Source organism: Halorubrum xinjiangense, assembly GCF_900102375.1.
Classification (GTDB): domain Archaea; phylum Halobacteriota; class Halobacteria; order Halobacteriales; family Haloferacaceae; genus Halorubrum; species Halorubrum xinjiangense.
Window position 1 is genome coordinate 181,795 of the sequence record NZ_FNBO01000005.1, and the last position, 21,160, is coordinate 202,954.

Consider the following 21,160-nt stretch of genomic DNA (forward strand, 5'->3'; position numbering starts at 1 on the left):
CGGGATCGAATACTGTCCCCGCCGCGCCGCCACAAAGATTATATCTGCCCTCGACCAAAGGACAGATATGAGCAAACACTTCGAGGACGCGCGGTACTACCTCGGTCGAGCGGCGGAACACGCGAAGGCGGGCGTGGTCGAGGAGTTAGAGCCGGTGGAGGCCCGCGTGAAGGAGCTCGTCGGTCGGGAGGACGAGGAGCCGGAACCGGAGCCCTCGCGGCTGGACAAGCTTCAGGCGGACTTAAAGGAGCTCGAAGAGCGCGCCGAGGGCGAGGCCCGGGAGGCGGTCGCGTCCGCCCGGAAGCGCGTCGCCGAGTACCGCGGCAAAGACGCCGCCGCGGAGTAATCGCGTCACGGAGTAGTCGCGCCGCGAACGACTTCTGAGGATGTTGCCAGCCACGGCGGTATCGCTCGGTTCGACATCGCTACTGCCGAGATGGCCGCAGTCCTCCATCCCGATCAGATTGAACAGGTCCTCGTTGAGGAGTTCGATAATATGGGAAGCCAGATAGTGCTGGTGGCGTCGACATCCTCGGAGACGGGTTGCTGTTGACCGACGGCGAGCGATGGCAGCAACAGCGGTCATGGCCTCAGCCACTGTTCTATCGCGAGCGGATCGAAACGTATGCCGAGACGATGGGGGCGTACGCGGCCGCGGCGGCCGACGAGTGGTGTGGTGCTGACGGCCCCGTCGACGTCGCCGATGCCACGGCCGAGTATACGCTTCACGTCCTCGGCAAGACGCTGTTGGGTATCGAAACGGATGACCGCCGAGAGGCGGCCGGGCTGGTGCCCGGGCCATCCGGGAACGCAGCAGCGACACGCCGGGTTGCGTCGCCGTTCCGGAGTGGCTCCCTCCGCCCGGCAATCAACGGTATCACCACGGTATCTCCCGACTCGAGTCCGTCGTTGATGAGCTCCTCGCCGAGCGGGAGTCGACCGCCGACGGCGAAGACCTCCTGTCGCTGTTGCGGGCGGCGACCGGTCCCGACGGGCCGAGCGAGAACGAAATTCGGAGTCAGCTGGCGAGGGTCCTGTTCGCCGGCCACGAGACAAGCGCGACGGCGCTCACGTGGCCGCTATACGAGATCTGTCGGCGCCCGGAGATCGCGCTCGCGACGTTCGTCCACCGCTGTCGGGTCGACACGATATCTGCGAGGTCGGCGCCGACATCGGCTCGACCGTCCGGCCGGCGACCGAGATTGACGCGCGTCTCAGTCCGCGGTCGCCAACCGAGGCCCCCTAGCCTGGGAGCCGTCGACGACGGTTAGCGATCGATGGTCGCCTCGAACTGCGGCCGAGCGGGACGAACTGAGCGCTTGCTCGTCTCAGAATCGAATCACGACTTCGTGGGTTCTGAGGGCGTAGACGGTCATCTCTCGGCCCTTCTTCGAGTACCACGTCTCGGTGGGCTCGACGAGGTCCCCTTCGACGAGGCGGTCGAGGTGATAGCTCGTGTTCTGGAGCGATGTCCCGACCGCCGTAGCGATCTCGGAGGCCGGTTTGGGGCCTTCCTTGAGTGCGGCGACGATTTGCCGTGCCGTCGTCGAGGATAGCAACTCACAGATTGTCGCGGACTCCTCGCCAGTGACGGAGAGTTGTACCCGCTCTCGCGGTGCGTGGTCGACCGGCGGCTGTCGCGGTAGCACACTATTCATTGTCACGTCTCGGATGGTCGGTCACCATCGGCTTGGGTGGTCGTGACGGGCACGATTTGCATAAAAATCGATCCAGGGCTTCTGAGCCAGAGACTGCGCCTGTCTTCGTCATTGGTCGCTGTGGGTACCGTCGTTCTCGGTCGTCGACCGTACCGTGACCGACACCGTGCCCGACTCGACCGCCACGCGAAGCCGATCTAGCCGCAATCGGTACGTTTCACAGTGGTGTCCGTCGGGGTCGACGTACAGCCCGGTCGCGACGAGCCCGACAGCTTCGAGCCGGTCAAGCCGACGATAGATCGTCGCCCGCGACGCCTCGCATGTGTCTATGAGGTCTCGTCCGCGCTGGGGCCCCCGACAGAGCGCTTTCAGTATATTCCGCGTGTGCTCGTTGTCTAACAGTTCGAGCAGCCTCGGGGCGGAACCGGCCTTCCGACACCTGTCGGACTCTCCCGCGGACATACTCTCACCGTCCGGTGACGGTTCGGTAGCCACATCGGCAGTCGTCGCCATCGTACCACACCGTTGTCGCTCTCCCCCCCTAGCCCTGCTGGCTACGTGTACTACCGGTGACCGCCAGACGGGGCTATTCAGATAGCTGTGAGAGACGCTGTCAACGATCCGCGTCGATTGCGTATTTAACTGAACGGGCGGTTCCGGTCACATGACTGAACGCGAGTCGCCGAGCGGAAAACAGGAGTCGGAACTCCGGGGACAGCACCGGATCGGACATACTTTCATCGTCGAGCCAGGTCCGGAACCTACCCGAGAGATCCCGCCGACGCCGCTCGTACGCCGAGAGCGCCTCGTTTATACCTGACGCGTTCGCGAGCGCCGTCGCGAGCGCCCAGGCCGTTTCGATGTCCGTGCTGGGCCCGAGATGCGTTCCGGGGAGGGCCGTCCGCGCGGACGGCCCGACGAGCCCGATCCGGCCGGTCGCTACGGACGCCGGCGCGGCGAGACGTACCCGCCGGTACTCGAATCCGCTATCTCTGAGCGCCCGTCCGAGGTCAGCGGTCGGCGGACCGAGGTGGCTGAACCGATCGACGATGTCGTCGACCGATACGGCCGCGCGAGCGGGGGTCTCCGCCGTCGTAACCAGCCGCAGGGAGGTGCTGTCACCGGTCGGAGTCGCGAACGCGGCCGCCGAGGCGCCCCACGACTCGGTCGCTTTCGCCGTCGTTTCGAGCTGGTGACATTTCCACGTGTGGACCCGCCCGTCGGGTTCCGGCGCATGGTCGGCGCTGAGGGACCGATCCGCCGTCACCGCGACGTCGAACGACTCTGTCTCTTCGTGATCGAAGGTCGCCCTGACCCCCGATGCGGCCGACTCGAGTGCCGTCACGACTCGGTCGGTCTCTCGAGCACGGCTCCGGACGGCCTGATCGAGGAGGGCCCGTAGCTGGTCTCGGCCGACGGCGACCAGTGCGATCTCGCTCGACGCGTCCGCCTCCCAAGACTTCTCGCTGCCGGGCCGACCGAGCTCAGTCACCCGGGTACCACGCCGTTCCACCGACCTCCGGAGCCCCAACCGTTCCAGGACGCGCAACCCGGGCTCCCAAACGACGGTGACGCGCGGCGGTGACCGGTCGCTCGGCGACGGAGCGACCAGCGGATCGAACCCGGCTCGGTCCAGCAGTCCCGCCGTGACGAGCGCTGCGAGGCCGGTGTCGGCTATCAGGATCTCATGCTCTTGAGTGCGGTGTGTGCCAGAGACGGCGTCGTCGTACCGCGGCGTGACGACGGGCGGTGTTCGCGTCGACCGTTCCTCTCCGGTCTTCATTGCCGGTCACACAGGGATCGAAGCATCCGATCGCTCGGACCGGTACGGCACGCAGATCGACTGGACGACAGCATATACCGGTCGATGGACGACGGCCTCCCTAAATCGGCGACCGCTGTTTCTGTCAATGAGAGGGTGACGGTTGACATCCTCCCCGCGCTAAAGCACGGGGCTTTCTCCTCGCACTTCCGTAATATGAATAGCCCCGTCACTCCGTCCCAATCAGTTCAGACTGCCAGTACGCTTGGGTGATGCGACGTCGTTCTAGTGTCTTATGACGGCGCACTCCATACCGGCCGACCCGGATGAAAAAGCAGACACTCCCGGTACCGACGCGAACGGCGCCCCGGAGGCCTCGGCGGAAGAGTTATTCGCCCTGTTCGGAGACGAGTACACGTGCGACATTCTCACGTCACTCGAGCAGGAGCCGAAGCCCGCGCGGGCGCTAGCCGAGGACTGTGGGATGTCACGTCCGACCGTATACCGGCGTCTCAACCGCTTAGCCGACGCCGGCCTCGTCGACGATCGGCTGCGGGTTGCCTCGGACGGTAACCACCGAAAGGAGTTCCACCTCGTGGTTTCCGCCGTCTCGTTCGACCTGAGTGAGGACGGATTCGCCGGCTACCTCGATCCCTCCGGCCGGGACATCGACTAACCGTCGCTCGGGTCGAGATGAGCCGGAGCGAGGCGACCACGCGAGCCACTTACCCCGACTCCGTGTCGCCGAACAGCAGGTCGAACACCTTACGCTCGCCGAGGCGGATGTGCTTGTTCACCGTCGGCTGCGTGATTCCGAGCGCGTCCGCCACGGCCTCCCCGCTGCTGTCGCGGGGCCAGTTGAAATACCCCATCGCGTGACCCGTCTCGAGAGCCTCGTGCTGCCGCTCGCTCAACCGCTCTTCGAGCCGGCTTCGGATCCCTCCGGGGGTGCGATCGGTCTGGCGATGCTGGCGTTGGGCGGTGAGTTCGAACGCCGGGAACGAGTCCGTAATGCGATCGACGATCGTGCGAGTGTCCGCTTCTCGCGGAAGTTCGACGATCAGTTTGACGGTCTCCGGCGTCGCTCGGCTGTGACGAACGACGCCCCCGTACTCCGGAATCTGGGACCCGAACCACGACGAGCCGCGACGTTCGAGGACGGTCTGCCCCCCGCCACGTGACACGACGGAGACCGTTCCGGGGAGTAGCTCGTCGGCCCGTTCCTCGATATTCGACGGTGGATCCGACTCGAGCGCGTAGTAGACGCTTATCGACTCGTTTTGCCGCCGGACCGTCCGTTCGAGCCGGACCGGACACTCGAACTCCCGGGCGAGCCGAGCGAACGGGAGGTCCGTATCGCTCCCCTGGAACTCCAGTTCCAGCGTGTCGTCAGACTCCAACGCGCGACGCCGTTCGATAGCGGTGATCGCGTACCCGATCGAGGTGCCAAGCTGTGAGAGGATATCTCTCTCCCGGTCGCCGAACGCGTCGGTCTCGTCGGCGATGACGGTCAACACGCCATAGGTGATACCGTCGTACGCGAGCGGCACCGCACAGACCGCGCCCGATCCCGCACGCAACAGGTCACGCCGCCAGTCGCTCCGGCGACCCCCCGCAGCGGGATCGGTCACGACGCGCGGCTCGCTCTGTCGCCACGCGTCTCTCGCCGGATGGGGGTCCGATCGATCACGGTCGCCCCCGAGGGCTTTTTCAACGTGTTCGCGCGTCGTGCCGACGACCGCTCGAGGCGTCAGTCGGTCAGTTCCTATCTCGGCCGTGGCGACCCACGCTGCGGTAAACGGGCCCGTCTCCACCAGCTCTTCACAGACGGCCTCCTGAATCCCCTCTTGGGAGGAGCGAGTCGTAATTGCGGCCTCGACACGGCTCGTTACCTCTGTGATAGATTCCAAGCGTTCGGCACGCGCCGTCTGTTTCGCCAACTCTTCACGTCTGTCTGCCAGTTTGCGCTCTCCGTGAAGCCGATTCAGTGCGGCCTCGAGTGTCGCGGCGACAATGCTCGCGGCCTCCGTATCAAACGCCTTATCGGACCTCCACACGGCGAGGATGCCGTTCCCGCCGAGCGGGACCAACAACACGGTCTCGTCACTCTCGATGTCAAGCACGGGTGCCGCCTCTGTTTCCACGTGCCGTATAGTTTCGTCGACGAACACCTCCCAGACTGCGGTATCGGCGGCCGTTACCGGGTCTAACTCGCTCGCGGGCGGCGCCTTCGGGCCCGTTGCCACCGGCTCGAGCTCTCCGGCCGCCGATCCGTAGTGGTAGACGGCGGTCGTTGGCATATTAAACACCGCTGCCGCAGCTTCGGCCGCAACGGTACCGGCCTCGGTCACGGTTTCGGCCGTGGTCAGCTCCGCGGTCGCGTCGTGGAACGACTCCAATGACCGCTCGCGTTCTTTCTGCTGCGTGACGTCGCGGCTCACGACGACGACTCGCGGCGGCCCACCCTCCCACTCGGTCGGATAGAAGTCTGAGCGGACCCATCTTCTCTCTCCGTCGGGCCGTTCTATACGGAACTCTGTCGTGTACCGCTGGTCCGCGTCGCCCCGCGCGGCGGCGTCGCTCACGCGCTCGATGAACGCTATGTAATCCTCGTAGTCGTCGGGGTGGAGCGTCTCGAAGAACCCCTCTTCGTGTGTCCGTTGGATTTCGTCGAGCGATCGCCCCCAGATCTGGTCATATCCGGAACTGACGAAGTCCGGGGCGGGCTCCGGCTCCGTCAGTTCGGCGGCCGGTGCGAGGAAGATGGTCTCGTCGATACGGTCGACGATGGCCTCAAGTCGGCGTTGGTTCTCTCGAAGCTGCTGGGAGTTCGCGACACGCTCTAGCGCACCGGCGACATGGCCGGCCAGTACCTGCATAATGTCCACGAAGTACGACGCGTACTCGTCTCGGTGTTCGTGTCCCGCTGCCAGCAGTCCCCGGTTGGCCAGTGGGACGAGGACCGCGGCTGTCAGCGGGTTGTGGTCGCGATGTTGGCTGGGATCATACGTCGTCGCCTCCCCACGCTCGAAGAGCCGGTACTCGTGGTCACCGGGCCCGAATGAGACGGGACCGATCGGCATCTCCTCGGCGGGCTCCGTTCCGGCAACGTACTCCAGTCGTTGCCGATCGTCGTCGAGACGCCAACACGCTGCCATCGGTAAGTCGAGCACGTCACTGGCCGTTTCGACGGCGATCTCGTACACCGCGTCCGCCGTTTCCGCGCCTTGGAGGCGTTCGGTGGCCGCCTGAAGCTGCTCGACCGCCCGTTCCCGCTGGCGGCGCTCGGTCACGTCCCGAAGCGTCGCCAGAGTCGCCGGCGCGCCCTCGTGCTGAATACGCGACACCGACGTTTCTAAGGTCAGCCGCGTTCCGTCGGGTCGTTCTACCTCGAGATCGTACTTGTTCGGCGGCGTCTCTCCCGCCACCCGTCGGCGGTAGCGTTCCGTGACCAGATCGCGGTACTCCTCAGTGAACACCCGTTGGAACGGTAGTCCGAGAAGTTCTGACTCCGCTCTGCCCGTCATCGCCGCGAACTGCTCGTTGACGAAGACGTATTCGCCGTCTCTGACGACGACGACGCCGTCGGTGCTCTGCTCGACCAGCGTCGAGTACTTCTCCCGTTCCTCCTCGATGGTCCGTTCCCGGCGCTTCCGCTCCGTGATATCGGTGTACCAGACGTACGCATGCCGTCGATCGTCTACCTCGAACGGCAGCACGCGAAGCAGGAAGTCTCGGATCCCGTCGGCCGACTCCCGCCGGACTTCCGTCTCCACGGGATCGCCGTCGATAACCCGGCGGCGGATCGCCTCGTACCCCTCCCGTTCAGAGTCCGGGACGACCACGTCGGCGATCGGTCTGTCGGTCGCCATCTCGCTGTTGACGCCGAAATCGGTTTCAAACGCCGAGTTGACCTCGGTGATGTACGGCTCACCGTCGATAAACTCGACGGCCATGATCGGGTCAGGCGTGTTCTCGAAGAGGACGGAGCGCCGGTCCCGCTCGGCCTCGAGGCGCCGTTGCCGTCGCCGCCGCTCAGTGATATCTCGCGAGATTGCGAGGAACCGCTCCTCGCCGTCGATAACCGCGCTCGTCGGATTAATCTCTAGCCACCGACGCTCGCCGTCCGCCGTCTCGACGGCTTGCTCGTACGGTTCGACGTCTTCTCCGTCCGCGACTCGCTCGATAACCCGCGGTATCCGATCGGGAGCAAACGATTCGGCCGCGACCGTAATTCCCTCCGCACCCCGTTCTAAGAGCGTCTCGCGGTCGTACCCCGTTATCGAACACAACGTCTCATTGACTCTCAGCAGTTCCCCAGTCTTCGGGTCATGGACGGCGATTGCGTCATTTACCCCGTTGAATATCTGTTCGTACTCCCGTTCGCGTCGTTTTTGCTGTGTAATATCCCGTTGAATAGAGAGCACTCGGGAGTTGCCACCGATCGTCGCCGGCGCCAACGTCGCTTCCAGCCACAGTTGCTCTCCGCTCCGGGTCTGCCCGCGCCACTCGACCGTCACTGAGTCGCCGGTCTCCGCGGCCTCCTCGATGAGCTCCCAGCCTCTGTCTGCCGTGTATCCCTCTTCCGAGACGCTGAGGCCGTCGATTCCGAGTTCGCGGATCGTCTCGATGTCGTCGTACCCGAGTAGCTGGTGGTAGGACTCGTTGACGTCTGCGAACTCTCGATTTTCCGGGTCGAACACGACGATGGCGTCGTTCACGCCGTCGAATATCTGCTCGTAGTCCCGACTGCGGCGCTCGCTCTCCCTCTGCTCTGGCGCCGTCATCTCGCCGTTCGACGCGCTACGCTCACGCGCCCGTTTCCGATCAGCGATCGTTTTCAGCCGCTCAGCCGCCACCCTCGGGCTCGTCGAGACGAGCGACCGCGGGATATAGGCCGTCGCACCGGCCCGGATCGCCGTCTCGACGGCGCCCGTCTCCGCGGTAACCGCGACGACGGGAGGCCGCGATACCGCGTCCGCGAGCCGGTCGATAACCGACTCCCACGACGCCGACGCGAGGCCCTGCTGAACGACGACGGAGTCGATGTCGGAAAGCCGGCCGGTATCGGGGGACGGCGACAGCGACACCACCTCTACGGAGAAGGCGTCGGGATCGACCGAACGGAGGGGGTTCCCGACCGCGGCGTCTCCGACGACACCGATCCGGTACTGCTGTGAGACGTTGCTCATTGACGCGAAACCGAGTTGGGCAATATGTTCGCTCGGTATACAAAAATTGTTGCCAATTGAAACGTCGCCGTGACCGCCTCCGCTCGCTGCGTGTCACTCCCCCGCGTTACCGGGACTGAGCGTTAACTCCGCCCAGCGCGCGCAGATCCATCCCCCTGCCGTCAGGACGTTTAGCCCGAGTAGCAGAACGAACGCTCCGAGTACCGACAGCAGCAGCGCTCCGGGAAGCGTCGAGACTTCCCACGACGTGAGACGTACGATGAACGAGATCCCGACCTCGAACTGTTCCCAAGGGACGACGAGCGAGAGCTCCCGCTGAATCGGTTCAGGCAGGAAGAGCCCGACCGAGGCACCGGGCATATCGTAGTACAGTGGCGCTCCGAGCAGCGACAGTCCGAGCGAGAGGACGACCACAACAATCGTGAACGCGGCGACGCCGACAGCCAGTTTGGAGAGGACGAAAATAAGCGACCCCCACAGAACGGGATTCGTCAGCACCGTCAGCACCTGGTCGCGCAGTCGAGACGCTTCCGAGAGCCCCCACGATGGTGCGGGGATGTTGGCGCCGAGCAGTCGTCGCGCCATCACTCGTTCACCAGCGGCGACGAGCACGACGCCGCCGACAGTCGCCGCGAGAATCGGCAGGCCGACCAGGAACACCGACAGGCTGATACCGAGCGACAGTCCGACGACAGCGCCGACGAAGTACCCGATTCCGAGCGGAAACGCGAGGGCGAGATACAGGACCACCCCGTACGTCCGGAGTCGGAACGGAACCAACAACAGCTGTCGAACAGACAGGAGGGTGGTCGAGACGTTCGATACCGGGTCTGAGAGGGCCATTAACGGTACGTTTGGATTGTCTTCCGGTATAATACTCTCGCCTCGTGTCGACCCCGACCGTTTCGGCGCCGGTCAGGCCCGAAGCATGACATCTCCGTCGTTGGTGTGCGCCCGAAGCGGCGTGGTCCCGTCGCCGACGACCGCCTCCAGTTCGGAGTCACTCTGGCGCTGGATCTGAACTCCGGGGGCCACGTCGCTGACGAGTATCTCGCCGTCGGCCGTGCCCACCGTGAGCACCGTGTCGAGCGTCTCTCCTATCCGGAGGAGGAGGTCGCCGTCAGACGACTCTATCTCAGCGTCATCCGCCACGGCAGGAACGTCTGTCATGACGTCCCCGTCTCGGGTGCTGATCTCGGCGACACGCGCCGGGTCCCGAACCTGTATCGACCCGTCCTGCGTTACCGCCGAGAGCGTGCCGCCCGTCCCGTTGACGGCGATGTCCCCGTCGTTCGTCTCCGCGGAGATCTCGCCTCGGGCGTCGGTGATCTGAATCGCGCCGTCCCGGCTCTGGAGTACCGCGCCGTCCGGGACGCGCCGTGCCGTCACCGCCCCGTCGGTGGTCTGGAGCCGATCGACGGCCATCCGTTCGGGCACGTACAGTTCCAGCGACACGCTCGCTCCGCCGAGACCGACGACGTCCGGCTTGTCGGTGGTGATCTCGACGCGGTCGGCAGTTTCCTCCACATCGACGCGTAACTCGTCGAGTGAAACCCCGCCGAACGCCTCCTTCTCGGCGATGAGTTTGATGTCATCGCGCTGCTCCGCGGTGAAGGCAATCGCGTCCGTCGCATCGACGACTGAGAGCGTTGCGTCCGCCGGTGCGTCGACGATCCGCTCGTCGGTCGTTCCGTCGCGTTCGATCTGTACGACCGACCCGCAGCCGGCGAGCGCGCTCGCGATCCCGGCGCCGGCCGCACCGAGGACCCGCCGGCGCGAAACGGGGCCGTCAGTGTCGCGGTTAAACATCGGAATCACCCGTCACGGCGGTTGTGGAGCCGCCAAGTAGCGCGTTCGTGAGGAAGCCGCCGAAGCGGGCGAGCCCGTTGAGGACGTGGAGCGATACGAGGAGGAGGACGACGCCACAGCCGGCGCCGACCACCGCCTCGGCCAGCGTGTCGACGACGTACGGCCCGACCGTGTAGGTCACGCCAGCCGCGTCGTAAAATATCGGTAGGGACAGTAGCGTCACCGACATCGCGCCCGCGGTGACGACGGCAGTGAAGGCGACGACGCCGAACACGAACTTCAGCCCGACGAGCAGCAGTCCGGTCCACGTCGCCGGGGTCTTGACGACGCGTTTCGTCGTCTCGATGACCTCGTCGACCGATCCGAACGCCAACTCGACGTCCGGGGCCGACCGATCGACGTCGACGTTGAGGAGCCACCCAGCCAACCGGGCCTCGAAGGAACCGATACCGAGCGTCACCGCGAGCGTCCCGACGATGATCGGGACGCCGAGCAGCGTCACCACGAGGCTGAGGCCGGTCGAGAGCCCGGTCGTGATCACGGTGAAGTACGCGATCCCGAGCGGGAACGCTAACAGGAGGTACGCGAGGTTGCGATACGTCTGCCGCTGAAACGGCACACCGATGAACTGCGCAAGCGCGTCGATCGGTGAGCTTGGGGACCAAGCGGGTTCGCTCATGTTGCGACTCAATCTTGTGGCGAGACCCACGTATAAGGAACTGAGCGCTACAGTTCGGGCAACGCTCCCAAAAATATAAGTATGAGATTGGAGGCTCCTACTGTGCTGAACCGGGGTTGAGGCCCGGTTTGTCCCCTCCAAGCAGGTGAAATCGGGAGCGATGAACGATTTTTACCACAGTTCTCTGGAGGTGGTCTGCCTTAGCGGCTGTTTCTGTCGCTGAAACAGTAGACGCAAACTGAAATTTTGTTCGAACAAACAGCCGGGCATGATATCCATACCAGAAGCGATAGGGCGCGTGACGACCGGCGAAGCGGACACGCGTGTAAGAGCGACGTGGCGAGGTGTCGTTCCCTGGGGCCTGAGCTTCGGAATACAGCTCGTGTTGCTCTCGGGGATATTTTTGGCTATCCGTAGTGTACTCGATATCTCTGAACTCAGTACCGTCTCTGCCTCGCTGCTCGAGTTTACGCTTCTCGGGGTAGTCTCGGCCATTGGAATCGTCTTTGCACTCTTCTTGGCCACACGACTCGACAAGCGCTCGGTTTCAGCGTACGGTATCGCCGCTTCCCGCGAGCAACTAGTTGATTTGGTGGTCGGGCTCGGTATCGGCGCTCTCACGTACGCGGTTCCCACGGCAGTTCTCATCCGATTCGGTGGGGCCGAACTAACGGCAACCTCTCCGTTTCCCGCAGACTCTCTCAGCGTCGTTATGCTTGGTATCGCCGTCGCCGTGTTCGCGTTCCTGTGTCAGGTCGGGTTCGAGGAGATCGCGTTCCGCGGCGTGATGCTGAAGAACTTCGCCGAAGGGCTGACGGCCCGGCGCGGGTCGCAACGGTCGTCGGTCGTGCTTGCGCTCCTTACCAGCAGCGTCCTATTCGGAGTCAGCCACGTTATCGCGCAGGGGGGCGGTGGTACCGAAGGGAGATCCGTACAGCTCGTGGTTACGAGCACGCTGCTCGGGATACTATGGGGTGGCAGTTACGTGCTGACAGGCTCATTATCGATCCCGTTTGGCCTCCATCTCGGGCACAACCTCTGGCCAGCAGTCGTTCTACAGCCAGCAGAAACCACGCTGCTGGCACCTGCTCTGGGACAGGTCTCGTACGGAGTAAGTCAGTACACACTGGCCGCCGGCAAAGTGCTGGTCGGCAGTATTTGTCTGATGGTTTGGTTGTACCTCAGCCGTGGAGAAATCACGATAAGAGAGGAGGTCGCCAACCGTGTCGCGAATAGTACGGACTTGACATCCTCCCCGCGCTAAAGCACGAGGATTTCTGCCCGATTTTCTGTAACCCCGTAGGTGACTTGTATCTGTAAGCGCCGGGGGGTATTTTTCACCGGTGAACACGAGGGGCTCGCGAGCACCCGGCAACAACAGAAGCCTATTCTCAGGCCCACCCGCTGACCGGGTAAGGGCCTGAAAGGTCAAAACAGCGTTTGATCTTCCCCCATTTTGATGGGGTCGCTCGCGTAGCGATGACCTGGTGTCCTCGTACAGATGCGTCACCGTTCACAGCACTCGTCGGTCGAGGAGCGCGATAGCAGGGTGGCTGCGTTCGTCGATCGGTACCAGCTGATCGCGTTCATCGCACTGACGTTCGCGTGGTCGTGGGGCGCGTTCGTTCTGCTCATTCAGCCGCTCGGTTTGGCTGCGACACAACTCGCCCAAGTCGTGTTCGCGTGGGGGCCACTCGTTGGAGCCGTCGTCGTGACTGCCGTGTCCGGCGATTCCGTCCGAGAGTGGGCGGCCCAGATCGATCCGCGAACCACCCGACTGCGATGGTATCTGATCGCGCTTGCGACGCCCCTGCTCCTCACCGACGGGTCGCGAGTTCTCGCGTGGATCGCGGGCGCACCGGTGACGGCGGCCGAGATTACGGTCCTCGAGTTCCTGTCACAGTTCGCGGTCACGCTCGTGGTCGCCGGCGCGCTCGAGGAGTTCGGATGGCGGGGATTCGCACAGCCCCGACTCCAAGAGCGATGGTCCGCGCTCACTGCGGCGCTGCTGATCGGCCTCGTCTGGGCGCTCTGGCATTTCCCGCTCGTCTACGGCGGCACGGGAGCGGGGTACGGCGCCGGTGCGTTCGTCGGGTTCCTGATCGGTCTCCCCGTGTTCTCCGTCGCCATGGCGTGGATATACAACGGCACGAGCGGCGGGCTCCTGTTCGTCATGCTGTTCCACGCGATGATCAACGCTCCGTCACCGCTTCAGATCGCGGACACCGCACCGTCGTGGGCCCAAACCGTCGGTGAACTCGGACAACTCGGGTTCCTCTTGGTCGTCCCGCTCGTATTGACGCTCTACTACGGAAGGGAATACCTCGCAGCGTCGCAGCCGACACCACTGATACCCGGGCGTCGCCAGTGATATCGGTGACCATATCCCTTTTCGCAACCGCGGAATTTCCGAGTCTCCACTGTTAAGAGGTCACCGACCGCGCCAACGCCCCGAGTCCCGCTAAATGGGCGACCGTGACGCTGAGGACGGTCACCGCGTCTGAGAGCGAAAACAGCGGTGTCAGGACGTAACTGATCCCGTACGGTACCACGGCGATACACACGACGCCGACCGCCAGCAGCAGCATCGTCCGGCTCTCGTTGCGACGGTGACCGTCGTACGCGAGATACCCGACGTACGCCCCGAGACAGGCGGTCGCAACGCCCCCTGCCGTCGCGATTACGGACAATGTCATCGATACACCACCCCGAGGATGACGAGCAGCCCACAGAACTTGCTCGCCGTCACCAGAATCCGCCGCTCGGTTCCCGTCACCGATTCGATGTTACCGAACGCCAACCGGAGGAACATCGGGAGCGGAGCCAACAACAGCAGCCCGACCGTGAGGTACAACAGCGGGCGCCGACGCGTCCGCAGGTAGCCGCGCGCGAAGCGGTACGTGACAAACGCTGCGAGGACAACAGAAAGGAAGAACGCAACGATCGTGACGGCCGCCAGCGCGGCGTTATCGCCGACGAGCTCGACCTGTGCGGGGAGCGCCGACTGCTCGGCCTCGACGAGTTCTGCCACGGTGAGATGGATAGGCGTCATCCGGAGAGTTCCTCGTACAGTCTGGTCAGTCGGTCGGCGGCCGTTTCGTCGACGTACTCGACGTCGACCTCGAAGCCCGCTGCGGTCAGATCGATCGAGACGTGATCGAGGCGTGCGGCATACACCTCTTGAGGGCCTTCGTTGGGGTCAATTTCTTGGACGCTCTCGACGAGCTCCTGCTGTTGGAGCCGTTCAAGCCGGCGATAGACTGTTGCCTCCGACGCGTCACAAGCCTTACAGAGTGCACTCGCCGAACGCGTTTCCTCATACGTTTCGATGAGGATCTGTCTGGCGTACTCGTCGTCAAGCAACGAGTACACTTCGGGGGTATCGACCACCGGCTCGGGGACCATCCGCCGGGGAGTTATTTGGACGTAACTTAACACTCCCGACCCGACGGGCTTTCTCAGAAGATCCCCTCAAAACACCGTTCAAAATCGTAGATATTAGTCTTAGATTTTCATCTAAGATGTTTCTGAAAGGGCCTGGAGTCGCTTCGGGAGCATACTCTCAGGTACGAACACCCCCGTCGTGTTTCTCATACTGAGACAGTGGAATACCTTTCATGATGCTTTCGTCACAATGAACACGTAGCCGCCGACCGGAGGCGGTTGTCATAATATCCGGTTGCTCGGTCGCCCCCCTAAACCCCTGCCCCGGTGGGATCGCTCTCCCCCGCTCGGTCCCATCGGTTGCTCCCCCCTGCCGTTTCGGCCCTCCTTCGATCTGTTCCCTCACCGCTGTCAATCGGCGATATACAGATTTTAGTTACGGAGATTCGAGGAGAACGCCTCGCGCTTTAGCGCGGGGAGGACGTCAAGGGGGTTACGATTATGTTCAGCAGACCGAGGCAGTTCGCGATTCGGTCGAAGTGGACGCGACTGTCACAGACGTCGCCATCGAGACCGACTGTGGCACTTCGTCGAACCCCGGCGTAAACTACGATCCGACGATCGAATTTGAGTACGCGCACAACGGGACCGAGTACACGGGGACGAAACTCTATCCAGCGAACATCGTGCAGACCTACGATACCCGAACGGCGGCCGAATCAGAAGTTGAGGAGTACGACCAAGGGACACGGACGGTCGCGTACGTTCCCTCTGAACGGCCGGATGACGCGTTCTTAAAGAATTAAACGTCTAACGCTCCTTTCGTAGCGATCGGACTCGGTGAGTTGTTCACACTCTTGGCGACCCGTTCAGCAGTACAAAAATTCTGAGTCAATATCCTCCAAGCCATATTTTGACTCAGATTTAAGAACAAATATACCAAATGACTAGACCCCACTTATTTGATTGGACAGGATTAGAATCTGTCTGTTTAACAGAAACCCATGATCCCCCACTACGAGGACAAGTATGGTGCCGAAGCGCTGTTCTCACCGCAAGAAGCTGTCGTAGAACAGGGTGACGGGTTGCCAGACGTCCCTCCTGCTGTGATTCTCGGCTATCAGACCGAACTGACGGATGCGGTACAGGCGCGAACTAGCTCTCAAACTACGATCGTCCGGGGACAGCAGATGGATCTGATCTCCGAGTCAGTCGGGTACGTCCCGGTTCACGAATCAGGTATTGGCGCTCCAGTTAGCGCGATCATCACAGAAAATGTCATCGCTGCTGGAGCGGACGTAGTTGTGATGTTAGGCGGGTGTGCCGCGCTCCAACAGGATATTGCTCCGGACGCTGCTATCCTCCCGACTGATACCATCCGCGATGAAGGGGTGTCGCACCACTATCTCCCTGAAAATGAACCGGTGATAGCAACGGAATCGCTTGTCGATCGCCTCGATGATTCGCTCTCGGACGCTGGTTTCGACACTCCACGCGGGAAGACGTGGACGACCAGTGCAATGTATCGTGAAACGATTCCCGAAATTGAACAGTACCGTGATGCGGGTCTTGTTTCCTTGTGTATGGAATCAGCAGCGATCTGGTCGGTGTGCCAATATCGCAACGCAGATACAGCGACAATTCACGAAGTTGGTGATTATCTCGCTCCTGACGACTGGGTACCTGACGCAGAGGCTGACCGAGGATTACGGGAAATGCTCGACCCGACTGTAAGGGCTTTGGAAAACCACGTGGCTAGTGAGTAGCGACTATTCTAACTTGATTATGTGCTCTGTCCAGTGCTCCAGTTATCGCTTCTATTCAGGATCGTTGATAGATTCTATCTAGACCAGTTGACCCCCAGGGGTTACAGTTCAGTTGTCTGTGTCGCGTTCACCGGGTCCGGCGTCTTGCGATTCGGGGGCTGCTGTTCATCCCGGAGTTGGAGGTACGCTGAGGCGATGATCGCATAGTAGGGCACAAAAAAGACCGTCGTGAGGACAACCGTCGCGACGTCGGACGCAACCGGGGCATTGGCGAGATCCAACAGCGGTGCTACGGCACCAATGATGGCACCGAAGACTCCCGAAGCAACGACTAAGAATCCCAGTTTGAGTCTCGCTCCTTTGGCTAACCCCCAGCTTCGTTTGAGACTCCCGAGAATGCCTCGATTTTCGACAGCCACTGCGAAAATGAAAAACAGGAAAGAGGCTGCGAAGAATAGCCCGGGGACCAGCAAGAACACAGAACCGATCATTACTACGATGCTCACGAAGGCGCCGCCGACCAGCGCACTCACCGTCGCACGCCCGAGTCGGTCCGTCACTGCTGCGGGGAATGAAGAGCGTTCGGTGAGCGGTTGTGCGAACGTTCGAGAAGTCACGACAACAAACGCGGCGGTCAAAATACCAAGGATACCGAACAGTGCTAGCCCGACCTGTCCGGTAACGGGAATTGTGAGCCCCGCATTGCTACTGAACTGCTCTGCCGCCGCTGGTGGAAGATATCCCAAGACGGTGCTATTGACTGCTGTCTGAATTCCAAACTGGAGTACGAGGAATCCCACAAAGAGGAGTCCACCAGTACGGGATACTGTCCGTCGAAGACCGTCACTAACGGCATGGCTGAGTTGGAGGGCCATACACCGTATATTCGACAACACAATCAGATAAAATTCCCGAAACCAATTGAGAGAGATTGTTGCGCTGGGAAAGTTGATTTCCGCTCTTGTGTAGAAACTCGGAAAAGCACGGTAGAGGGGGGCTGTTGGTGTGTTTTCTCGCTAAGGTAACTTCTGCCGTGGTCGGGCATCAAACTACCCATTCAGCACACAATTCTTATCGCCGATCGGGCGTTTTCCGCAGTTCTACACGAGAGCGAGAGCGTCTTTCGCACACAGATCAGTCAACAAAACGTGCTCGATGGCACGAAATCCTAGTCGGGCTTTTGCGCCCCATGTCTTGCTTCAGGCTCCGCTAGGGTAGCAGCGTTTTCATCAAGTCAACTCAGCCGTGGGTGTGTATAGTAGTGTTTAGAGAACTTTGAGGAGTATTGGGAGACAACACGGTGTACCAGATGGACCGCAATCTCAGTAAACCGGAGAATCTGCGACTTCGGGAGGGCCTTTATTTTGTGGAATCACAAGCCAATGACATAATTCTCTGAGTATTTTAACAGATGGCGAATTATAGACATTAATATTTTGTGCTTTTATTGAAACATTAATAATATAATTAGGTTGACGTAAAATCTCCCGGTTTCCTAAACTTTAATGTTCTTATGTCGTTTTGTTAACATAAAATACGATAATGGCTCACACACCGACCGTTCTTATCGTGGAGGATGAGAAAGAATTAGCCGATTTGTACGTCAATTGGTTAAATGATGAGTACAATACACGGACAGCGTATTCAGGTGAAGACGCACTGACTATAGCTGATTCAGATATTGATACTGTATTAATGGACCGTCGAATGCCAGGTCCTTCGGGAGATGAAATTTCTCGTAAACTCCGTGAACACGGGCATAATTATCCTATAGCGATGATCTCAGCGGTTATACCGGATCTTGAGATTGCCAACGTACCAGTCGATATTTACGTCACCAAGCCCGCCCCTCAAGACCAGCTTCAGGCGGTGGTTGAACTATTGTTAACACTCAGAGAGTACGACAAACAACAGCGTAGAGCCTTTGCGCTCGCTCAAAAAAAGGCTATTCTTGATGATGCGACAACCTTCAATAGCAGAAAGACCAGTACTGCGTATTCAGAACTGACAACGGAGTTAAATGAACTTTCGGGTGAGTTACAGCAAATTGTCTCGAAAATAGATACTGATGCTCAGCCCATCAAGTTTTCGGAAAGTCTTGAGATATCGTAGACCGTAGGAGTAGTATAACCGAGAGAGGATCAAGTTAAGAGTCAGTTCCTGAAATTCATTTTTATAATACCGGCATTCACCGCATTTTGAAGCCATTCTGATCCACTGTCTGTTATCGCCTACCCCGAACACAGGACCTGTCTTTGCTCATCCGTTGATTTGCCTCACGTTTCAACCGAATAATCGTTCTCTTCGGCACTAGATAGTTCTAATCTCGATACATCTAATTCCGATGGAAAGCCAGATATTGAACGGTTCGCAGATACAGCATCGCCGTAGCTGAGAGCGGTTTGCTGCCACAATCATTTGATTGATCATGCGATTCTATCACACATGATATCTGGCGGATTAGTTATTTTATACTGAAAGTCACTTTCGTTGCCATATGCCAAACGGACTGTTCGCGGGGATTCGAACGAGTTACGGCGCAAAACTCGCGTTGTCGCTTATCGGTGTTATGGGGGTATCAGTTTCATACGGGGTCATCGTGTACTTGCGTGCCGCCGAACTCGGCACTGCGGGTGCTGATCTTCAGTCTGGGCTCGTCGGAATGACGTTACTAGCGGTGATCGGACTCGCACTCATCGGGGTTACCGTGGGGTCGAACACGGTCATATCGCTACGCCAGCTGACAACGAAAGCCGAACGGATGGCCGAGGGTGACCTCAACGTGTCCCTTGAGACGGGGCGAGCCGACGAGATCGGCCGGCTGTTCGAGGCATTCGACGCTATGCGCGGGTCGCTCCGTGCCGAGATCGACGATGCAAAGACCGCCCGTCGGGAAGCCGAGACAGCGCGTCGTGAGGCGACTAAGCGTGCTGAGATAGTCGAACGCAAGGCGGGCGAGTACGAATCAGCGATGCGGGCGCTCGCAGATGGTGACCTGACACAGCGAGTCGATCCTGACAGCGAGAATCAAGCAATGGCGCGCATCGGGACCGCGTTCAACGAAATGGCCAACGAGCTTGAGGGGACCGTCGCTTCTGTCGCAACCGTAGCTGAGGACACCGCAGATGTCGCAGGAACCGTCGACGATCGGACCGAGAGTTTGCGGGCGACAACCGGGACGGTCTCTGCGGCGGTTGAAGAGATTGCTGAGGGCGCACGCACACAACGAGACGATCTCCAGGCAGCGACTGACGAGGCAGAGAACCTCGCGTCGTCGGCTGAGGAGGTCGCTTCGACCGTCGGCGACGTGGCTGAGACGGCCGAACACGCCGCGGCGGTCGGCGATGAGGGACGTGAGGCCGCCGAAGAGGCGCTCGCCGAAATGGATGCCATCGAAGAAGCGACCGCTGAGACGGCTACAGAGGTTGAGGCGCTCGCAGAAGAGATCAAGGAGATTGGTGAGGTGGTCGATACCATCTCAGAGATCGCCGAGCAGACAAACCTGCTCGCGCTCAACGCCTCCATCGAGGCGGCTCGTTCGGAGGCAGATGGGGCAGGTTTCGCGGTAGTCGCCGAGCAGGTGAAAGAGCTTGCTGAGGAGACGAAAGAGTCGGCGAGCGAGATCGAAGAACGGATCCGTTCTGTCCAGGAACGGGCTGAGGTTGGAGCCGACGCGATGGATCGCACCGAAGCCCGGATCTCTACGGGTGTCGAGACCGTCGAGACATCGATCGACGCGCTAGAGCGACTCGCGGAGGCCTCCGAACGGACCGACACGAGCATGACCGAGATCACCCGCGCGACGGAAACACAGGCGGATTCGATTGATGCGGTCGTCGGACACGTGGAAGACGTTTCGACAATCAGCGCACAGACTGCGAGTACAGTCGGCGATGTTACCGGTGCGGTCGACGAACAGGAGCGCACCCTCGGCGAGGTTGAGGCCGCCGCCGGGTCGCTCTCCGACCGGGCAAGCCGCCTGCGTAACGCTGTCGGTGGCTTCGAGTTCACGGCCGACGCCACGCTCGCGGGACGCTCAGACGGCTCGGAAGCGACTCACTCGGTGGTTTCTGACGGGGGGACCGCGAGTGGTCTGGCTGATAACTCCGACTTCTCGTCCAGTGATAGCGCGACCGCTGACGGGGCCGTCGGGGAGGGGGTGAACTGAGATGTTGGCAGACATGACGGTTTGGGCGTGGCTTGGCGTCCTCGCAATGAGCATTGGGACAATCCCACCACTATGGAACTGGACCACCCAGCCGTCAGCAACCGATGAGTCTTACGCACGGTACTACGCTACACTCTCCAGCGTCACTGGGGTCGCCGCGCTCGCGTATCTTGTGATGGCGCTCGGGTTCGGCACCGTTGTCACACCCGGCGGCGACCTTCCGGTCGCCCGCTATCTCGACTGGTTGATAACGACGCCGCTGTTATTGTTGTATCTTGGCCTGCTCGCACGCCCACCGCGCCGTCTGCTGGCCGGGTTAATCGCGGTCGATGTGGTGATCATCGCCGGTGGCGTTGCCGCCGTTGCCACGATGGGCCTCGTCTCGTGGGTCTTTTTTGGTATTGCCGCCGCCGCATATGTGGTGCTAGTCTACGGGTTGCTTGTCATGCTTCCGCGGTCAGTGTCAGAGAGGGCTGACCGTGTGCGTGCCGTCTTTGGAACGCTCCGGAACATCACGGTCGTCCTTTGGACGCTATACCCAGTCGTTTGGGTGCTTGCGCCGACTGGACTCGGGTTGGTGACGCCATCTACAGAGATGCTCGTTTTCGTCTATCTTGATATCGTCTCGAAGGTTGGTTTTGTGATCGTTGCAACCGCGGGCTCAGACGTACTTAAACAACTCAACACATCGAACACCTCCCGCCAAAAAGACGAGAGTACACCCGACGAAGTCGGCATATGA

General features: G+C 61.0%; 22 protein-coding genes and 1 pseudogene. 10 read left to right on the forward strand and 13 right to left on the reverse strand.

All coding sequences use genetic code 11. The annotated features are described in order from the left end of the window. Positions 1-67: 67 nt before the first annotated feature. On the forward strand, positions 68-346 hold the full coding sequence (locus tag F3H13_RS08085) for a DUF7553 family protein (protein ID WP_004598964.1): 279 nt from the start codon (positions 68-70) through the stop codon (positions 344-346). A 454-nt stretch (positions 347-800) separates the two neighbouring features. Next, the gene (locus tag F3H13_RS16645; RefSeq protein WP_149798560.1) at positions 801-1,271 is read left to right on the forward strand and encodes a cytochrome P450; all 471 of its coding nucleotides are present in this window, start codon (positions 801-803) and stop codon (positions 1,269-1,271) included. A 57-nt stretch (positions 1,272-1,328) separates the two neighbouring features. On the opposite strand, the gene F3H13_RS08095 is transcribed toward F3H13_RS16645, so the two are convergent. The 3 genes from F3H13_RS08095 to F3H13_RS08105 all read right to left on the reverse strand — a co-directional run bounded on the left by F3H13_RS08095 (position 1,329) and on the right by F3H13_RS08105 (position 3,150). Continuing rightward, positions 1,329-1,658, reverse strand: a complete 330-nt coding sequence (locus tag F3H13_RS08095) for an ArsR/SmtB family transcription factor (protein WP_149798531.1) — start codon at positions 1,656-1,658, stop codon at positions 1,329-1,331. A gap of 108 nt (positions 1,659-1,766) precedes the next feature. Then, positions 1,767-2,171: an ArsR/SmtB family transcription factor gene (locus tag F3H13_RS08100; protein WP_149798532.1), complete on the reverse strand. Its 405-nt coding sequence runs from the start codon at positions 2,169-2,171 to the stop codon at positions 1,767-1,769. Positions 2,172-2,271: 100 nt separating this feature from the next. Further along, on the reverse strand, positions 2,272-3,150 hold the full coding sequence (locus F3H13_RS08105) for a Rossmann-fold NAD(P)-binding domain-containing protein (protein WP_223174393.1): 879 nt from the start codon (positions 3,148-3,150) through the stop codon (positions 2,272-2,274). 565 nt (positions 3,151-3,715) lie between these two features. Here F3H13_RS08105 and F3H13_RS08110 point away from each other — a divergent pair. Next, the gene (locus F3H13_RS08110) at positions 3,716-4,096 is read left to right on the forward strand and encodes an ArsR/SmtB family transcription factor (RefSeq protein ID WP_149798534.1); all 381 of its coding nucleotides are present in this window, start codon (positions 3,716-3,718) and stop codon (positions 4,094-4,096) included. 49 nt (positions 4,097-4,145) lie between these two features. On the opposite strand, the gene F3H13_RS08115 is transcribed toward F3H13_RS08110, so the two are convergent. The 4 genes from F3H13_RS08115 to F3H13_RS08130 all read right to left on the reverse strand — a co-directional run bounded on the left by F3H13_RS08115 (position 4,146) and on the right by F3H13_RS08130 (position 11,100). Further along, positions 4,146-8,612 (reverse strand): PAS domain S-box protein, encoded by a 4,467-nt coding sequence (locus tag F3H13_RS08115; RefSeq protein ID WP_149798535.1) that lies wholly within the window; start codon positions 8,610-8,612, stop codon positions 4,146-4,148. A gap of 93 nt (positions 8,613-8,705) precedes the next feature. After that, entirely contained in the window at positions 8,706-9,455 is a 750-nt protein-coding gene (locus tag F3H13_RS08120) for a sensor domain-containing protein (RefSeq protein ID WP_149798536.1), read from the reverse strand. A 72-nt stretch (positions 9,456-9,527) separates the two neighbouring features. Continuing rightward, positions 9,528-10,421 (reverse strand): DUF4097 family beta strand repeat-containing protein, encoded by an 894-nt coding sequence (locus F3H13_RS08125; protein ID WP_149798537.1) that lies wholly within the window; start codon positions 10,419-10,421, stop codon positions 9,528-9,530. Then, the gene (locus F3H13_RS08130; RefSeq protein WP_188128028.1) at positions 10,414-11,100 is read right to left on the reverse strand and encodes a sensor domain-containing protein; all 687 of its coding nucleotides are present in this window, start codon (positions 11,098-11,100) and stop codon (positions 10,414-10,416) included. Before F3H13_RS08130 ends, F3H13_RS08125 begins: the two co-directional genes overlap by 8 nt. A 268-nt stretch (positions 11,101-11,368) precedes the next feature. Here F3H13_RS08130 and F3H13_RS08135 point away from each other — a divergent pair, with 268 nt between their 5' ends. Next, entirely contained in the window at positions 11,369-12,364 is a 996-nt protein-coding gene (locus F3H13_RS08135) for a CPBP family intramembrane glutamic endopeptidase (protein WP_149798538.1), read from the forward strand. Between the two features lie 242 nt (positions 12,365-12,606). On the opposite strand, the gene F3H13_RS16520 is transcribed toward F3H13_RS08135, so the two are convergent. Further along, positions 12,607-12,735, reverse strand: a complete 129-nt coding sequence (locus F3H13_RS16520) for a hypothetical protein (RefSeq protein ID WP_262488594.1) — start codon at positions 12,733-12,735, stop codon at positions 12,607-12,609. 85 nt (positions 12,736-12,820) lie between these two features. On the opposite strand from F3H13_RS16520, the gene F3H13_RS08140 reads away from it, so the two are divergent. Then, complete coding sequence (locus F3H13_RS08140; RefSeq protein ID WP_188128029.1) at positions 12,821-13,471, forward strand: CPBP family intramembrane glutamic endopeptidase; 651 nt, start codon at positions 12,821-12,823, stop codon at positions 13,469-13,471. 52 nt (positions 13,472-13,523) lie between these two features. On the opposite strand, the gene F3H13_RS08145 is transcribed toward F3H13_RS08140, so the two are convergent. The 3 genes from F3H13_RS08145 to F3H13_RS08155 are packed head-to-tail and all read right to left on the reverse strand — an operon-like array spanning position 13,524 to position 14,505. Next, positions 13,524-13,796 carry a DUF7521 family protein gene (locus F3H13_RS08145; protein ID WP_149798540.1) on the reverse strand — a complete coding sequence of 91 codons (273 nt, stop codon included), beginning with the start codon at positions 13,794-13,796 and terminating at the stop codon, positions 13,524-13,526. Further along, positions 13,793-14,152, reverse strand: coding sequence for a hypothetical protein (locus tag F3H13_RS08150; protein ID WP_223174394.1), 360 nt, complete (start codon positions 14,150-14,152; stop codon positions 13,793-13,795). The genes F3H13_RS08145 and F3H13_RS08150 overlap by 4 nt, the downstream gene beginning before the upstream one ends. Further along, a complete protein-coding gene (locus F3H13_RS08155) occupies positions 14,149-14,505 on the reverse strand; it encodes an ArsR/SmtB family transcription factor (protein ID WP_149798541.1) in 357 nt (118 codons plus the stop codon). Before F3H13_RS08155 ends, F3H13_RS08150 begins: the two co-directional genes overlap by 4 nt. 518 nt (positions 14,506-15,023) lie before the next feature. On the opposite strand from F3H13_RS08155, the gene F3H13_RS16715 reads away from it, so the two are divergent. Together F3H13_RS16715 and F3H13_RS08165 are read left to right on the forward strand one after the other, a co-directional pair. Beyond that, positions 15,024-15,290, forward strand: a complete 267-nt coding sequence (locus F3H13_RS16715; protein WP_449405060.1) for a DUF3592 domain-containing protein — start codon at positions 15,024-15,026, stop codon at positions 15,288-15,290. A gap of 198 nt (positions 15,291-15,488) precedes the next feature. After that, positions 15,489-16,250, forward strand: a complete 762-nt coding sequence (locus F3H13_RS08165) for a nucleoside phosphorylase (RefSeq protein ID WP_149798542.1) — start codon at positions 15,489-15,491, stop codon at positions 16,248-16,250. A 101-nt stretch (positions 16,251-16,351) separates the two neighbouring features. On the opposite strand, the gene F3H13_RS08170 is transcribed toward F3H13_RS08165, so the two are convergent. Together F3H13_RS08170 and F3H13_RS08175 are read right to left on the reverse strand one after the other, a co-directional pair. After that, positions 16,352-17,125 (reverse strand): hypothetical protein, encoded by a 774-nt coding sequence (locus tag F3H13_RS08170; protein WP_149798543.1) that lies wholly within the window; start codon positions 17,123-17,125, stop codon positions 16,352-16,354. A 368-nt stretch (positions 17,126-17,493) separates the two neighbouring features. Beyond that, a pseudogene (locus tag F3H13_RS08175) lies at positions 17,494-17,613 on the reverse strand (IS5/IS1182 family transposase); the annotation flags it as partial. A 179-nt stretch (positions 17,614-17,792) separates the two neighbouring features. Here F3H13_RS08175 and F3H13_RS08180 point away from each other — a divergent pair. The 3 genes from F3H13_RS08180 to F3H13_RS08190 all read left to right on the forward strand — a co-directional run bounded on the left by F3H13_RS08180 (position 17,793) and on the right by F3H13_RS08190 (position 21,160). Further along, positions 17,793-18,362, forward strand: coding sequence for a response regulator (locus tag F3H13_RS08180; protein ID WP_149798544.1), 570 nt, complete (start codon positions 17,793-17,795; stop codon positions 18,360-18,362). A 385-nt stretch (positions 18,363-18,747) separates the two neighbouring features. Continuing rightward, positions 18,748-20,418 carry a methyl-accepting chemotaxis protein gene (locus F3H13_RS08185; protein ID WP_149798545.1) on the forward strand — a complete coding sequence of 557 codons (1,671 nt, stop codon included), beginning with the start codon at positions 18,748-18,750 and terminating at the stop codon, positions 20,416-20,418. 1 nt (position 20,419) lies between these two features. Next, positions 20,420-21,160, forward strand: coding sequence for a bacteriorhodopsin (locus tag F3H13_RS08190; protein WP_149798546.1), 741 nt, complete (start codon positions 20,420-20,422; stop codon positions 21,158-21,160).

Bases quoted from the DNA above. Each gene is read 5' to 3' on its own strand.
- F3H13_RS08120 (WP_149798536.1), bottom strand. From the start codon at position 9,455: ATGGCCCTCTCAGACCCGGTATCGAACGTCTCGACCACCCTCCTGTCT.
- F3H13_RS08170 (WP_149798543.1), bottom strand. From the start codon at position 17,125: ATGGCCCTCCAACTCAGCCATGCCGTTAGTGACGGTCTTCGACGGACA.
- F3H13_RS08185 (WP_149798545.1), top strand. From the start codon at position 18,748: ATGCCAAACGGACTGTTCGCGGGGATTCGAACGAGTTACGGCGCAAAA.
- F3H13_RS08150 (WP_223174394.1), bottom strand. From the start codon at position 14,152: ATGACGCCTATCCATCTCACCGTGGCAGAACTCGTCGAGGCCGAGCAG.
- F3H13_RS08130 (WP_188128028.1), bottom strand. From the start codon at position 11,100: ATGAGCGAACCCGCTTGGTCCCCAAGCTCACCGATCGACGCGCTTGCG.
- F3H13_RS08100 (WP_149798532.1), bottom strand. From the start codon at position 2,171: ATGGCGACGACTGCCGATGTGGCTACCGAACCGTCACCGGACGGTGAG.
- F3H13_RS08165 (WP_149798542.1), top strand. From the start codon at position 15,489: ATGATCCCCCACTACGAGGACAAGTATGGTGCCGAAGCGCTGTTCTCA.
- F3H13_RS08135 (WP_149798538.1), top strand. From the start codon at position 11,369: ATGATATCCATACCAGAAGCGATAGGGCGCGTGACGACCGGCGAAGCG.
- F3H13_RS08155 (WP_149798541.1), bottom strand. From the start codon at position 14,505: ATGGTCCCCGAGCCGGTGGTCGATACCCCCGAAGTGTACTCGTTGCTT.
- F3H13_RS08095 (WP_149798531.1), bottom strand. From the start codon at position 1,658: ATGAATAGTGTGCTACCGCGACAGCCGCCGGTCGACCACGCACCGCGA.
- F3H13_RS08180 (WP_149798544.1), top strand. From the start codon at position 17,793: ATGGCTCACACACCGACCGTTCTTATCGTGGAGGATGAGAAAGAATTA.
- F3H13_RS08190 (WP_149798546.1), top strand. From the start codon at position 20,420: ATGTTGGCAGACATGACGGTTTGGGCGTGGCTTGGCGTCCTCGCAATG.
- F3H13_RS16520 (WP_262488594.1), bottom strand. From the start codon at position 12,735: ATGAGCAGAACGAACGCGCCCCACGACCACGCGAACGTCAGTGCGATG.
- F3H13_RS08125 (WP_149798537.1), bottom strand. From the start codon at position 10,421: ATGTTTAACCGCGACACTGACGGCCCCGTTTCGCGCCGGCGGGTCCTC.
- F3H13_RS08085 (WP_004598964.1), top strand. From the start codon at position 68: ATGAGCAAACACTTCGAGGACGCGCGGTACTACCTCGGTCGAGCGGCG.
- F3H13_RS08110 (WP_149798534.1), top strand. From the start codon at position 3,716: ATGACGGCGCACTCCATACCGGCCGACCCGGATGAAAAAGCAGACACT.
- F3H13_RS08115 (WP_149798535.1), bottom strand. From the start codon at position 8,612: ATGAGCAACGTCTCACAGCAGTACCGGATCGGTGTCGTCGGAGACGCC.
- F3H13_RS08145 (WP_149798540.1), bottom strand. From the start codon at position 13,796: ATGACATTGTCCGTAATCGCGACGGCAGGGGGCGTTGCGACCGCCTGT.